The sequence below is a fragment of the Flavobacterium limnosediminis JC2902 genome (assembly GCF_000498535.1).
Taxonomy (GTDB): Bacteria; Bacteroidota; Bacteroidia; order Flavobacteriales; family Flavobacteriaceae; genus Flavobacterium; species Flavobacterium limnosediminis.
Genome location: NZ_AVGG01000018.1, coordinates 229166 through 244590, shown reverse-complemented (window position 1 = coordinate 244590; position 15425 = coordinate 229166). Strand labels below are relative to the sequence as shown.

Sequence of the window (15425 nt, the reverse complement as noted above, 5' to 3'; positions counted from 1 at the left end):
TTTTACTCGGTTTTAATGAAGCTTTCGCTGTCTATTAAATACTGCGCGTTTCGGGCAATAGTATCATTAACAGAAATCCCGTTTATGACCTGAATATAATCTTCCATTTCAATTCCCGTTTTTATTTCTTTAGCCTTAAAGCCGTTGTTCATTTTGACAAAAACTATTTTCTTATTTCCGATACTAACGAATGCTTGTTTATGCAACCAAAAGCCTTTAATCAGGTTTGTTTTTACCCTTCCCTGTAAACGTAACCCTATAGGTAGTTTTAACGTGCTGTTGCTTAGATACACCCTAATTCTATTGGATTTATCGGTTGCGCTTAACTGCGTTTCTATAAAGTTTATATGAGCGTTGATATTGTAATTTTCATCTAATTCTGTTGTAATTGTAATGGGTTGATTCACCTTTAGCAATCCGCTATATCCTTGTAAGACATTAAAAACACCCCATACTTTATTGGTATTGACTAATTTAAACACCGTTTCTCCCTTTTTTATATAATTCCCTTCTTTAACATTTAAGACTTCAGAGGGAGCACTTGCATTAGACATCGTATTGCTATTGACATCCATTGTTTCCGTTGCGTCAATTATTCCGTAAGCAGGACTATAAATTGAAATTATGGGGTTTGCCTTTTTAGTTGAGATTAACGCATTAATTTGATTACCACTCATACCGTAGAGCTTTAATTTTTGTTTTGAAGCTTCAACAATTGAAGTATTAGCTGCATCATTTGAAATTAAATAAATAAAGTTTTGTTGTTCCGTAAGTAATTCCGGGCTGTATAAGTCAAAAAGTTTTTGTCCTTTATTTACCTTTTGGTATTTGTAATTCACATACATTTTTTCAATTCTTCCACTTACCCTTGCCGCAATGTTTACAAAAGAATTTGGATCGTAAGCCACACTACCGGGTAAATTGATTTCACTGCTTACCGTTGTGTCTTTTGCAGTCGTAGTTTGATAATTTCCAACAATAAAATTATCAGTTGGCTTTAAAACATTTTCAATCGAATTGTTTTCTTCTGTATGATTATTGGTTACCTTTTTTACTAAAGTCATTCCGCAAATAGGACAATTTCCGGGTTTGTCACGAATAATCTCTGGGTGCATCGAACAGGTATAAACCACTGCTTGTTGCTCGTGACCGGAATGGTTCTCCGATTTGGTAGTAAAATAATAGATTACAAATCCAATCGTTAAAATCACAATGGTTATTAAACTGTATTTTAAATATCGGTTCATAATTATTTAGTTTCCAGTTGCTTTTCAATTTCAACCTGTGTCGCCAAAATGGCCTGTAATTTATCTAGCGAATCCATTTGCGCCATATTTAACGCCTCCCAGGCATCGAGTACCACAAACAAATCTCCGGTATTATTTTGCCAGGCGATAATAGCCGTGTCGTAGTTTTTACGCAAGGCAGGAATAATATTTCTCTCGGCAATATCATACTGTTTTTTGAAGTTTGTCAGTTCGGTTTGCATTCCGGAAATCATTCCTGATGCCTCATTCAGTATCATTTGTTTTTGCCAATTAAGACTTTCATTTTTAATTTGAAAACTACTGATATTGGCTTTGTTCATTTTGATTGACCAAGGCATTGGGATGGTAACCATTCCCATTAAAGAGAATTGTTGTGGTTGTTGCCCAAAAGCAAACATATGATCATATTTAACTCCAAACTCCGGCAAAAACTTTGTTTTTTCGGCTTCTATTTTCAGCTGATTTAATGCCATTGTTTTTTCAATCGCCTTTATGTCACTTCTATTTTGGGAAAGCTGTGTTGTATCGGTTTTTATCAGATTAAAATCGGTTAGTTTATATGTCGTATCAATCTCAAATGCGGTATTTTTATCTCTTGCCATCAGCATATTCAGCATAATCCTTTTTTGTGCTATGTCATTTTGCAACATAACAATCACACTCTGTAATGCACTGTATTGTGATTTTGCTTTGTAGTAAGTTGGCAATTTATCCATATTGTATTGATAGCGTATCTCCATACTTTTAATCATGTAGTCTAAAAGGAGTAAATTATCATCAGCAATTTTTATTTTCTTATTGAATACAAGCCATTGGTAATAATTTGTTTTAGCCAAAGCATTGAGTTGATTAATCGTATAGTTTTTGTTTTCTTTTTCCACAGAAGACATTGCGCTCATATACTTAAAATCGGTGTTCAGTTTTTTGGAATTCGGAATCATTTGCGTGACGCCCAACATATAAGATCCCATTCCGGGTGATATCTCATCAGCCTTCCACATTTTGGAATTGTATGGCGTCATAAAGAAACCCGTTTCAACCTGTGGTGGCATCCAACTTTTAGCACCTTTAGCAGCTGCTTCCATACTTTGTATATCGGCATCATACATTTTTAATTGTGGATTATTTGTTTCGATCTTTTTCAAAATTTCATCCAACGAAACTGTTTGGGCTCTACTTGAAACGAAGCCTAAAATCAAACAACCTATTGCTATATAATACTTATTCTTTAGCATCTAAAATTTCTATTTTACCGTTTGTTTTCAGTTCACGGAGTTTTACCATTTCAAAAACAACAGGTGTTACTAATAAAACATAAATAGTGGACGTAATTGTTCCGCCAATAAGAGGGACAGTGATAGGAAGCATCACATCGGCTCCTGCTCCTGTTGCCCACAGAATTGGTATCAAACCAAATAATGAAACCGAAACGGTCATTAGTTTTGGTCGCAACCTTTTTGCTGATCCATCAATAATATATTGCCTCAATGTTTCTTCGGTGATAACCTCTTTGCTATTTCCGTATTTCTCCACCATTTTGTTCATGGATTCATTCAAATAAATGGTCATTAACATTGCCGTTTCTATGGCCATTCCAAACAATGCAATAAAACCAACAGCCACTGCAACCGACAAGTTGATACCATAAAAATAGACCATAAAAATTCCGCCAATTAAAGCAAAGGGTACTGTTATCATGGTGATTAACGCTTCTTTCATGGAACGATAGGTAAAAAACAGAATGAGAAAAATAATAACAACTACTATAGGCAAAATCAGACTCAATGTTTTGTTGGCTCTGATTTGATTTTCCCATTGTCCGCTCCATTCCACATAATATCCTTTGGGCATTTTAGTCATCATGGCGTTTAATTTTTTCTGCGCCTCTTTTACCGTACTGCCCAAATCACGTTCCCGAACATTAAACAATACACTCCCTCGAAGCATTGCATTTTCACTGTTTATCATGGGAGGTCCATCACTTATTTTAACGTCGGCAACAATTTCTAAGGGAATTGGACCATATTGCATCGTTTGTACCTGTAATTTTTTTAAAGCATCGAGGCTGTTTCTGTATTCCTGTGCATATCTTGCATTTACAGAGAACCGTTGTCTTCCCTCAATGGTTGTCGTTAGTTTCATTCCACCAATAGCCGCTTCGACAACGTTATTGATATCATCAATAGAAAGTCCGTATCGGCCAATAACTTCTCGTTTTGCTTCAATGTCTATATATTTTCCTCCTGTGATAGGTTCTGAATATAAATCTTTTACCCCGGAAGTACCTTCCAAGGTTTTTTTGATTTTTTGAGATAAAACATCGATAGTATCTAAACTTGCACCGTAAATTTTTATTCCAACATCCGTTCGAATACCGGTTGAAAGCATGTTGATACGATTGATAATAGGCTGTGTAAAACCGTTTGCTACTCCCGGAATCTGCAGTTTATTATTTATTTCAGTGATGATGTCATTTTTTGTTTTGCCTTCTCTCCATTCTTCTTGGGGCTTTAACAAAATAATGGTTTCAATCATGCTTATCGGACTGTTATCGGTGGCCGTGTTTGCCCTACCAGCTTTTCCTAAAACGTGATCTACTTCGGGCACTGATTTTATTAATTTATCCTGTACTTGCAAAATCCTTTTTACTTCAGAATTTGACACATCTGGTAATGTTACCGGCATAAATAAAATGGAACTTTCATCTAATGGAGGCATGAACTCTGACCCTAAACGGGTAAACATTAACACCCCAATCAATAATGCAACGATATTAAAACCTAATACCGATTTACGCCATTTCAGACAAAAGGTTAGTATGGGTGTGTAGATTGCTTCGAGTTGGCTATTGATTGGATTTTTTTCTTCCGGACGGAGTTTCCCTTTGAGTAAAAAGCTAATCAGTACCGGTGTTAACGTGATTGCCAAAAAAGCATCGACTATAAGAATAAAGGATTTTGTATACGCTAATGGACTAAAAAGTTTACCTTCCATTCCAGTAAGAAGAAACACAGGTAAAAAAGAGGCGATTACAATTATTGTTGAGTAAAAAACACCTGGCCCCACCAATTTAGAGGACGATTCAATTATCTTAAGTTTTTCTTCTGAAGATAATGGATCGCGTTCTTTTTTGAATATTTTTAGTAGTTTCCCTTTCATCTTAATCAGATTCTTCACTGTTAACCATTTCTTCCTGTTTCTCCGAAATATTCCGATATGAATTTTCCACCATTACAATACCATCGTCGACAACCACTCCTATGGCCAGAGCAATACCCGTTAATGACATAATATTGGAAGAGATACCCAAAGCCTCAAGTAAAATAAAGCCCACAGCTACTGATATAGGAAGCTGTATAAGGATAATTAAAGCACTTCTCCAATGGAAAAGAAAAATAAGGATAACAAGAGATACGGCAATCATTTCTTCTATTAGCGTCCCTTTAACGGATGCAATTGCTTTTCCTATCAGTTCACTTCTGTCGTAGGAAGTTTTAAAAGAAACGCCTTCCGGTAAACCTTTTTCGACCTCCTTCATTTTTTCTTTTACTGCATGTATTACTTTGTCGGCATTTTCGCCGTAACGCATCACTACAATTCCGCCAACAACTTCTCCTTTTCCATTTTCGTCAAAAATTCCCAATCGTAAATCGCCTCCCATTTGAATCGAGCCAATATCTTTTACCCGTACAGGAACAGCATTGTAATTTTTTATTGCAATATTCTCGACATCTTTAATATTCCTAATATATCCTAAACCTCTTACGATGTAAGACATGTTACTCATTTCAAATTTTCGTCCTCCAACGTCGTTGTTATTTGATTTTACAGCATTCATAACTTCCATCATGCTGACGTTATAATATTGCATTTTGAGCGGATCTAACACCAGTTGATATTGTTTTTCGAAACCTCCAAAAGAAGCTACTTCGGCAACACCTGGAACTGTTTGCAATGCAAATTTCACATACCAGTCTTGTAAGGCTCTTTGCTCTCCCAAGTCCATTCCATTAGTTTCAAAATGATACCAAAAAATATGACCTACTCCTGTACCATCAGGACCTAACGTTGGAACAACATCTTGCGGGAGTAAGCGTTGGGCATAATTTAATCTTTCCAACACCCGTGTTCTTGCCCAGTAGGTATCCACATTGTCTTCAAAAATGATATAGACAAAGCTCATCCCAAACATGGAGGCTCCACGTATATTTTTAACTTTTGGTATACCCTGAAGATTAGAAACCAAAGGATAGGTAACTTGTGCTTCGATTACCTGTGGGCTTCTTCCCATCCATTCCGTAAAAACAATAACTTGATTTTCCGATAAATCAGGGATGGCATCAATAGGGTTTTGCTGAACACTGTATATTCCCAAACCAAATAAACCGGCTGCCACAAGCAGCACAATAAGTCGGTTTTTCAAGGAAAATGAAATCAATTTTTCGACCATACTCTTTTCGTTTTTGCCAGTTAGGAAGACCTAGAAAATCCCTAAACCTTTTGCAGGCCTTATTTAACTAGCTGTATTGATTTACGAGCTATTTTGTAACTTCTTCAGTTAAGTCCATGCCACATTTCGTTCATTTGTCGCCTTTTTTACCGGTAACATCATGGTACATTGGACAGGCATACATTTTTGAATCGCTACCCATCGTTTTAGAGTCATGATCCACCATTGTGGAGTCATGATTCATCACTTCTGAATTATTAGTTTCGGCCTCTTTGTTTTTTTGATTTCAGGAAGTCATTACGATGCCATTATCTCAACACAAAATATTAATTTTTTGTTATTCTTATTAAATTTAAAATATGTATTACTTTTAGTATTAAAAGTACAAATATTATTTGATAATTTAATCATTCAATACCTTATAAATTAAACAGTTACAAACTAAAACCAATTGGTTGTTTCAACCGTTTTTCCGTGGTCCAATTTTAGTTCCTTCATTAACCGCAACTTTTGCAACACGGTCATATTGACAACAAACCTGAAGGTTATTGTAGATATCGTCAGGAGCGGAGAATTTATCGCTATCGTAACCTGCTAAAGCAATTCTTTCGAGTATTTCGCCTTGATTTGTTTTGGCTGCATCAGTTACATCATAAGTTAACGGCGGCATTTGAGTATCCTGATTCCAATCTACTTTTGTACTTTTTTTAAATCACCTGATTCTTATATACTTGACTAACACATTCCACAGTTACCATATACTTTTACAGTTTCAGTTTTTGTGTTTTTAACTTGTGCTTCCATACTTCCTAATGAGAATATCATAATAATTCCCATTAATATTTGATTTAATAATTTCATTTGATTTAAATTAAAATTTTAATGATTGATAAATAAGCTCTTCAGTAACACACTTGAAATAACTTGCATTTGTTTTTAATTGTTTTGTTTTCATTTCATATTGATTTAATGATTATTACTAATGCAAATTTCAGAAGTAAGAGTAGCTTAGGTTTTGCTTTTTTTTGTGTATTTTTTATAAAATTTACTGTTCCTTATCAAATTTAAATGCAAACTGTTATTTCACATTTATCATTTAAATTCAAATAAAATCATACTAAAAAAGAGACTGCCAAAAAAAGCAATCTCTAATTCTTCTATTAAAAAATGAAATTCATTTATTATCAATTTCTGTACAGCCGATTCTGAAACTATACAATCTATTATTTTCTTTATAATTGCAATTTCAACAGAAAGCCTTTTAAAATATCATTGAAACACCAAACCTTACAGACATTCACAGTACTTATCTGTTTCTTACCCATTTTAGAAAAGTTCAATATACATGAACTGCTTCTCCCCCTAAAAAACTACCTTTTATTTGATTTTCGATTTTTTGTAACTGTTATACTTGTATTAGTAGCGGTACATATTATTACAATAGCTTATTTATGTATATATGCTTTTAATTGGATCTGTTCAGGATTTGAATTTAGAAAATTGAGGTATACAGAAATAGCGTAACGGACTTGGCGAGAATTTTTATATACCACACTACTCTCGCTACTTATGACAAACCACACACCCCTAAAGTCTCCTCAAAGGGACAGTTCCTAATAATATGTTTGGTTTTTAAAAATATGATTCCGTTTCAAAATAATGCACCAATCTCAACCGGAACAATCCCTGAACGGTTTTGATCTGGTCGTCCTCAAGGGGACAATACTGATAATGTGCTTGGTTTTAAAATGATACTTCCATTTCAATAGAATGAAAAAAATGAAAACGCTTTTGGACTTTTATTTTTAACGGTAAACCAAAAGAAAATTGGTCTTACCCATATTATTTGATTATGAAATAGTGCAAAAATAATTGCAAAATTGTTCCCCTTAAACAGCAACAAGGTGTTTAGTTGCTTAATTAAGTAACTAAAAAATTCTTCTACTGAATTTTAGCCTTAACCTCCCGAAGTTCCTTTCGCATTTCGATAAGCAGTGAGGTTACTGTATCCGTAGTATGTTCCATCTTTTGGTCGTTGCGGCCAATATTGCACACATACTCCCAAATTTCAATAATATCTGAAGCTTTAACCTGATAAGGCTCATAAAAAGAATTGTCTGAGTGAAGTACCAAAGCATTTTTTCCGTTTTTGTTCAGGCGTTTGTATACAATTCCATCATCTTTAGTAACTACGATATAGGTTTTCCCATCCCTAATTTCTCCAAAACCTTCTACATACTTACCAACTATGAAAGAGCCGTCTTCGTGGGGTGGCATCGAATCGCCTTCGACCGGGAATGCCCTGTGTTTACCGGCACCCAGAAAAGGAAGTGAAATAATGGGTAGATTCCCAATATATTCAGGATCGGCATAACCGCTGGTATAACCGGCTTTAGCTGCCTGCGGCACAATCTCGATAGCGTCATTATTTTCAGCATCCACCATAACCGGCAACAGCATTCGGTTCTGCCCTATTTTAATCATACCGTCAAGGCTTACTTTAGTCAAATCTGCTGTCAAAAGTAAGTCGGTCGTCACGTTGTAATACTGTGAAATACGAATCAAAATCTGATACGGAGCTTCCGAGTTTCCGTCTTCATACTTTTGATATTGACCTCTGCTAATGCGTAAATCATCGGCAACTTTTTGTTGCGACAATTTTTTGCGTCCTCTCAAATACCTCAAATTATCAGCAAATAGTGCCATAATGAAAATTGATATATATTGTATCAACAAAAATAATACAAAATGTATCAAATCGATTTAATTTTGTAAAATATATTTTCAATCCAAAATATCGAGGAGTTATGGCAAGGGCAATTGTACACATGGATTTAGACACTTTTTTTGTGTCCTGCGAAAGGTTAAGTAATTCAAAATTAGAAGGAATCCCTTTAATTATAGGCGGAGGAGACAGAGGTGTCGTGGCATCCTGTTCGTATGAAGCGAGAACTTTTGGTGTACGTTCGGCCATGCCGATTCGAATGGCTATGCGATTGTGCCCACAGGCAAAAATCATAAAAGGTGATATGGACTTATACTCCAAATTATCCTTTACGGTAACCCAAATTATTGAAGAAAAGGCACCCATAGTCGAAAAGGCAAGTATAGACGAACATTACCTCGATATTACCGGCATGGATAAATTTTACGGTTGTTATAAATGGACCAACGAATTGGCACAAACGGTGACTAAAGAGACCGGATTACCAATCAGTTTTGCACTATCCGTTAATAAAACGGTTTCAAAAATCGGTACCGGTGAAAGTAAGCCGAAAGGAAATCTCGAAATCCCGGAAGACAAAGTAAGACCCTTCCTTAATCCGCTGTCCGTAAAGAAAATACCTATGGTAGGCGATGTAACCTTTCAGTTACTTTCACGAATAGGGATCAGAACCATTCAAACCCTTTCAGAAATGCCGGCTGAAGTCCTGCAGCAAATGATTGGAAAGAACGGCATTGAATTGTGGAAGAAAGCCAACGGCATAGACAACAATCCGGTGGAACCCTATAAAGAACGAAAATCCGTTTCTACGGAACAGACTTTCAATCAGGATTCCATAGACATTCACGCCATGAAAGCCATACTCATTGGGATGGTGGAAAAATTAGCTTATCAATTGCGTTCTGAGCAATGGTTAACCTCAACGGTGGTAGTTAAAATAAAGTATGCCAATTTTGATACCCAAACTAAGCAATGTACCGTTTCATATACCTCAGCCGACCACGTTTTGATAAAAACAGTTGTCGAATTATTTGACAAACTCTATGACCGTCGCATGCGCCTTCGTATGATTGGCATCAACTTTAACGGATTGGTACGCGGCACCTATCAAATCAATTTGTTCGAAGATACACTTGAAATGATTGCCTTATATCAGGCTATGGATAAAATAAAGAAACGCTTTGGTTTTGATGCGGTGGGACGGGTAGGTACAATTCTTCAAAACAGGCTTTAACATGTTTCTCAATTGCCATTCTTACCATAGTTTACGTTACGGGACTATTTCCATAAGCGATTTAGTGGCACAAGCCGTTGAGGCTAAAGCGAATGCTATGGCGCTAACCGATATCAATACCGTTACCGGAATTTATGACTTTGTAAAAGAGTGCGAAGCAGTAAATATAAAACCGCTTGTTGGTATCGAATTTCGTTGGGATAACAAACTCCATTACATCGGCTTGGCAAAGAACAGTGCCGGAGTAGCCGAGATGAACCGTTTTCTTACCCAACATAATTTTGACAGCACTCCCCTACCGGAATTTGCCCCGGAATTTGAAAATACAGTAATCATCTATCCATTTGGAAAACAACCTGAGCAATTAAAGGAAAACGAATACGTAGGAATCCGCCCGGAACAATTACTCAAACTTTACAATCCTGAATGGAGAAGTAAAATCGAAAAAATGGTGGTTTGGCAACCGGTTACTTTCACCACTAAGAAAGAATTCAATTTACATAAGATCCTTCGAGCTATCGATTTAAATACCATTTTATCCAAACTGACACCTGAAGATTATTGCGCTGAAACGGAAGAAATGCTATCAGCAGAAGAACTACGCAATCGGTATAAAGAGTATCCTCAAATCATACAAAACACAGAGCTTATTATTGACGAATGCAATTTTAAATTTGACTTTGCTACACCCAAAAACAAGAAGCATTATACCGGCGGCAGTAAAGATGATATCGCTTTGCTTACCACTTTAGCCTATCAGGGTTTAGAGTGGCGTTACGGCAAAAACAATCCAATAGCGAAAGCCAGAGCCGACAAAGAACTTAGGGTAATACAGCAGCTCGATTTCAGCGGTTATTTTCTCATTACCTGGGATATAATCCGATACAGTAACAGCAGAGGGTTTATGCATATAGGCAGAGGCAGCGGCGCCAACAGTATCATCGCCTATTGCTTGGGTATTACCGACATTTGTCCTATCGAATTGGATTTATATTTTGAACGTTTCCTTAATGAGAACCGAAAAAGTCCGCCCGATTTTGATATCGATTGGTCGTGGAAAGAACGGGACATTATACTTGAGTATATTTTTAATCGCTACGGCAAAGAGCACGTTGCCTTTTGCGGAACAAATGTAGAATTCAAATACCGGTCGATATTCAGGGAAGTAGGTAAAGTTTTCGGTTTACCGAAAGAAGAACTTGATGCTTTAGCATTGAAACCGATGGCCAATCACGATAAAAATAATGTGGTTAAGTTGGTACAGGAATACGGACTACTATTAGAGAAATATCCCAACCAACGCAGTATGCATTCCTGTGGAATACTTATTTCTGAAGAGCCTATTACCAATTACTCCGTTTTAGAAATGCCTCCTAAAGGATTTCCCATTGTTTTATTCGATATGCATGTTGCAGAAGATATTGGCTTCGACAAGTTTGATATATTAAGCCAGCGCGGGATTGGCCATATAGATGATTGTAAAAAGTTGGTTCTGAAAAATCAGCATATCGATGTTGATATTCGCACTACTTCGCTTTCAAAGAATGAGGCAAAAGCCAACGAGTTTTTGGGCAGAGGAAAAACAATAGGTTGCTTTTATATTGAAAGCCCGGCCATGCGTGGTTTACTGCGCCGACTTAAATGCGATAATTACAAAACATTGGTAGCAGCATCATCGATTATCCGGCCGGGTGTGGCGCAATCGGGAATGATGAAAGAGTATATTTTCAGGCATAACTACCCCGACAAATTCGAGTACTTTCACGAAGTATTCCAAGAACAGTTAGGCGAAACCTATGGCATTATGGTCTATCAGGAAGATGTAATTAAAATCGCTTTACACTATGGGGGGCTTCCGGCGGCTGATGGTGATATTCTCCGGAGAGCAATGAGCGGTAAGGGACGCTCCAAAGCAGCTTTACAGAAAGTAAAAGATGATTTCTTTGCTTCTTGTGAAAGGAAAGGACATCCAACACAACTCAGCCAGGAAATCTACAGACAAATAGAATCTTTTGCGGGCTATTCGTTCTGTAAAGCACACTCCGCTTCCTATGCGGTGGAGAGTTACCAGAGTTTGTATCTCAAAGTCTATTACCCGATAGAATTCATGGTGGCGGTCATCAACAATCAGGGCGGTTTTTACCGAACAGAAGTGTACATACACGAAGCCCGAATGTCGGGTGCTCATATCCATACTCCGTGTGTGAATAAAAGCGACTATGAAACCACATTGTATGGCATCGATGTATATCTTGGTTTTATGCATCTGGAAGGATTGGAATATAAATTGGCACATCAAATTTTATCCGAAAGAGAAAACAATGGCGAATACAAATCACTTGAAGATTTTATAAACCGAATCGCTATAGGAATAGAAGGAATCCAAATCCTGATATTCATTGGTGCCTTTCGCTTTACAGGCAAATCAAAGAACGAACTTTTAGTACGGGCACGTTTACTTTTGGTGAATTTCAAGCCCGAAAACAGAAACCTGATGTTATTGCAGGAACCGGTAAAAGAATACAAATTACCACAGTTAGAGCGTTCCCCATTTGAAGACGCATTTGATGAAATTGAATTACTGAGTTTTCCTGTTTCCTGTTCGCCTTTCGATTTATTACAAACCAAATACCGTGGAGACGTAATGGCAAAGGACCTGTTACTGTACCATAAGAAAACAGTAAGAATGTTAGCCTATTTAATTTCCCGAAAACATGTTCCAACCAAAAGAGGAGAAATGTTTTTTGGAACCTGGATAGATACTGAAGGTGAATTTTTTGATACCGCCCATTTTGCGGACAGTCTGAAAAGCTATCCCTTTCAAGGAGGCGGTTGTTATCTTCTTTTGGGAAAGGTTGAGGTTGATTTTCATTTCCCAACCATTACCGTCACAAAAATGGCCAAAATGCCTTTTATTCCGGACCCTCGCTATTCCAATGCAAGCGAACAGCAATACAAAGCGCATCAACAAATAAAAGAGGATATCAGCATGACCCACAGAGCACCGTACCCGCAAGAAAACGAAATAGGACTGCCCAGACATAAGATGTGATCTTAAAATGAAAGGAAAGTCGTTACTCTGAAATTTGGCTGAATATACTAATTTAGCTTACAGTAGAAGTAAAATCTTAATTTTAACCAGTGAAACGAGAAAGAAAAATATAGCTTAACTTTTTATCCGCTTTTTGCCTGCACAATCAGTTTAGTGTTTCGTTTTTAATTTTATTTACTTTCACATTCAACTGCTCTCCGGTCAAGAAAGGGTATCATAAACTCCAAGACTCCAGACAACATGCAATAACAACAAGTAACGCTATCACATAAATAAATATCTTTTTCATGATGTTTCGTTTTGAACTTACAACTGCTTAAAATCTGCTTTTGAAGCGGCATTAATAACCCCTGTGCTGTCATTTTGTATAAGCCCTATCACTTCCCAATTTTTGGTGTTAAAGCCATCAGGTTTATATATCTTAGTGGTTCCCTGATTATTATATAACTTTACTGCTTTAGCCTGCCTAACAATCTGGACGTGATGCAAGAAGCGGCCCCAATTTTCCCCGCGTTTTATCCTTGTGCTATCTTCCTTTTGGATCAGCGCCACCAGCAAGGAAGTGTTTTTAAGGGTTTTGCCGGTTTTGTATCTTACACCTATTGAACCTCCCTCTACATGGACTGTGAGTGCTAATGCAGATACCGGTGCTTTTTGCAATGCATCCGAGATCATGCTATAAAGTGTTCTGGAATCATCTCCCGCGAATTCCTCAGTGCCGTTTACTATGAATTGAGGTGTATAGATCAACCTTTTACTCATCCTGACAGCGTATTGCTGTTGGCGTTCTGAAAATTCAGGGGAGCTAAAGCGATCTTCCCATCCAAGCCGATTCCAGTAATCCACATGGAATGCCAGAAAATAGATTTTTTTACCTTTTGCCATTGCATCGACTCCGGACTTAATTAAGGAATCACAGTATTTAATATCGAATGCATTTGCTTTATTAAAACATAACAGACATAACAGACATAACAAAATTAATATGCGGTAGGATTTAAACCTGAAGGCGAATGATTTGGTTGACATTTTAATAGATTAATTTCTTACAAATACTTCGAATCCACGCTAAGTGAAGTCATTAAATATTAGTTTTTTTTTAGAAAACGAATTTAGAGTGACTTCAAAAAAAAATTCTTAACCTAGGACAAGAAATTCGGTTACATTTTATCAGCTTTTCATTTTCATATTCATTTTTTTTAGAAAACTTACTTAAAACTTTAAATTTGGAATTTTTGCCAACATTTCGTCGGGTAAGGTATCCAATAAACCTAATTGAGCATAATGCTTTATTGTTGCATCCCATGAAACATTTGTAGGCGTCCTATGGTTAAAGTTATGATATTTTATCTAGGACATAGAAAAGCCAGTGCCGTTTTCTGGAGTGCCGTAATTACACAGCTAACCATATTTTACATCTATTATTTGGATGTGGTGAGTTTCCTTTAGCTGATTTTATCGGGGCGATCCTAACCATTATTTTGGGGATACTGCTTCAGATGGTAATTAAAACTAAAGAATAACTACTACTGACTTGGAATACATGGTTTCAGTTTATCACACTGATAGTTCGCAGTATCATAAACTATAAACACGGATTTCCACAGATTAATTCGTGAACTCTGTGTTAAACAATATTTTTGAAAATTTATAGTAAAACATGCTAAATCATAATTTTATCAAACTGGAAGAGACCAATAAAAAAGGCTGCCAAAAATGACAGCCTCTTGTTTTTCAAATATAAAGTGAACTACTTCTTAGACCACTCAGTAATCGAATCTTTATTCATCTTAACATAATCAGCGTTTTTTGCCTTTTCTGCTCCTGCCAAGGATAGCTTCGCAGTTTCAATTGCTCCGGCCTTATCTCCTTTTTTAGCCTGGATTAATGATTTCAGACGCAAATACCAGAACGGAGCTTCTTTATCCATTTCAATGGCTTTGTTAACCCATGTTAAGGCTTTATTTAAATCGCCGTTAGACTGATATAAATACTGTGCTGATGAAAAATAATCCGTTGCTTTTGGTCCGGCCAGTGTTTTCTCGATACTTTCCATAGCGACTTTTTGGGTTGGAACCTCAAATTTAAGAGCTACAATCGTTTTTTCCCATGACATTTCAAGGAATGCGTAATCGTTATCCACATTATTAACACCTATTGTAAACGTTTCTACTTTTCGGTTTAACGTTTCCGGTTTTACTGAAGTTCGCAAAACCACTTTTGTGTCATCCCAACTTTCCGGAAGTCCCCAGTTATCCGTGTCATTATAAAATATAATATCCCAACTGTCGGCTTTTGGTAAAGTATACAAGGCATATTTACCCTTCTCTATTTTTTTGCCAGCGATAACCACATCTTCACTGAAAGAAATTATGGTATTGGCATTCGCACCGGTTCTCCACAATTTACCATAAGGAACCAATTCACCAAAAACGGTTCTGCCTTTGATACTTGGACGGGAATAATCGATTTCAACTTTTGTAAGACCTACAACCTGTTCAATTTTAGTTCCCGGACTCGCCTGAGGTGTTTTTACCTGTGCCTGCATCGCCAATGTTGCAAAGGCAAAAATCGCAGTCAGCATTATTTTTTTCATATGAGATTCGTTTTTTATTTATGTCCGACTAAAATAAGGAAAAATATAAATTCAACTGTTAATAATAGCTTAAATTAAGATTTTTGTTTACTATTTTAAA

10 protein-coding genes are annotated in these 15425 nt (G+C 36.6%); 2 read left to right on the top strand and 8 right to left on the bottom strand.

Going from position 1 to position 15425, the window contains the following annotated elements:
- Window positions 1–2: 2 nt before the first annotated feature.
- The 6 genes from FLJC2902T_RS12720 to FLJC2902T_RS12695 form a co-directional block, all read right to left on the bottom strand.
- On the bottom strand, window positions 3–1247 hold the full coding sequence (locus tag FLJC2902T_RS12720; RefSeq protein ID WP_023580211.1) for an efflux RND transporter periplasmic adaptor subunit: 1245 nt from the start codon (window positions 1245–1247) through the stop codon (window positions 3–5).
- Between the two features lie 2 nt (window positions 1248–1249).
- On the bottom strand, window positions 1250–2503 hold the full coding sequence (locus FLJC2902T_RS12715) for a TolC family protein (RefSeq protein WP_035678647.1): 1254 nt from the start codon (window positions 2501–2503) through the stop codon (window positions 1250–1252).
- Entirely contained in the window at window positions 2490–4427 is a 1938-nt protein-coding gene (locus FLJC2902T_RS16575; RefSeq protein ID WP_023580209.1) for an efflux RND transporter permease subunit, read from the bottom strand. Before FLJC2902T_RS16575 ends, FLJC2902T_RS12715 begins: the two co-directional genes overlap by 14 nt.
- 1 nt (window position 4428) lies before the next feature.
- Window positions 4429–5718: an efflux RND transporter permease subunit gene (locus tag FLJC2902T_RS16570; RefSeq protein WP_023580208.1), complete on the bottom strand. Its 1290-nt coding sequence runs from the start codon at window positions 5716–5718 to the stop codon at window positions 4429–4431.
- Window positions 5719–6178: 460 nt separating this feature from the next.
- Window positions 6179–6388: a hypothetical protein gene (locus FLJC2902T_RS15930; RefSeq protein WP_023580206.1), complete on the bottom strand. Its 210-nt coding sequence runs from the start codon at window positions 6386–6388 to the stop codon at window positions 6179–6181.
- A gap of 1271 nt (window positions 6389–7659) precedes the next feature.
- The gene (locus FLJC2902T_RS12695) at window positions 7660–8424 is read right to left on the bottom strand and encodes an XRE family transcriptional regulator (RefSeq protein ID WP_035678643.1); all 765 of its coding nucleotides are present in this window, start codon (window positions 8422–8424) and stop codon (window positions 7660–7662) included.
- 101 nt (window positions 8425–8525) lie between these two features.
- Between FLJC2902T_RS12695 and dinB the strand changes: the two genes are divergently transcribed.
- Both dinB and FLJC2902T_RS12685 read left to right on the top strand, forming a co-directional pair.
- Window positions 8526–9677, top strand: a complete 1152-nt coding sequence (dinB, locus tag FLJC2902T_RS12690; RefSeq protein ID WP_023580202.1) for a DNA polymerase IV — start codon at window positions 8526–8528, stop codon at window positions 9675–9677.
- Between the two features lies 1 nt (window position 9678).
- Window positions 9679–12729, top strand: a complete 3051-nt coding sequence (locus tag FLJC2902T_RS12685; protein ID WP_023580201.1) for a DNA polymerase III subunit alpha — start codon at window positions 9679–9681, stop codon at window positions 12727–12729.
- Window positions 12730–13035: 306 nt separating this feature from the next.
- Here the strand turns inward: FLJC2902T_RS12685 and FLJC2902T_RS12680 are convergent, their stop codons facing one another.
- Complete coding sequence (locus FLJC2902T_RS12680) at window positions 13036–13614, bottom strand: DUF1223 domain-containing protein (protein WP_162147690.1); 579 nt, start codon at window positions 13612–13614, stop codon at window positions 13036–13038.
- 865 nt (window positions 13615–14479) lie between these two features.
- The gene (locus tag FLJC2902T_RS12675; RefSeq protein WP_023580198.1) at window positions 14480–15325 is read right to left on the bottom strand and encodes a DUF2911 domain-containing protein; all 846 of its coding nucleotides are present in this window, start codon (window positions 15323–15325) and stop codon (window positions 14480–14482) included.
- Window positions 15326–15425 lie beyond the last annotated feature (100 nt).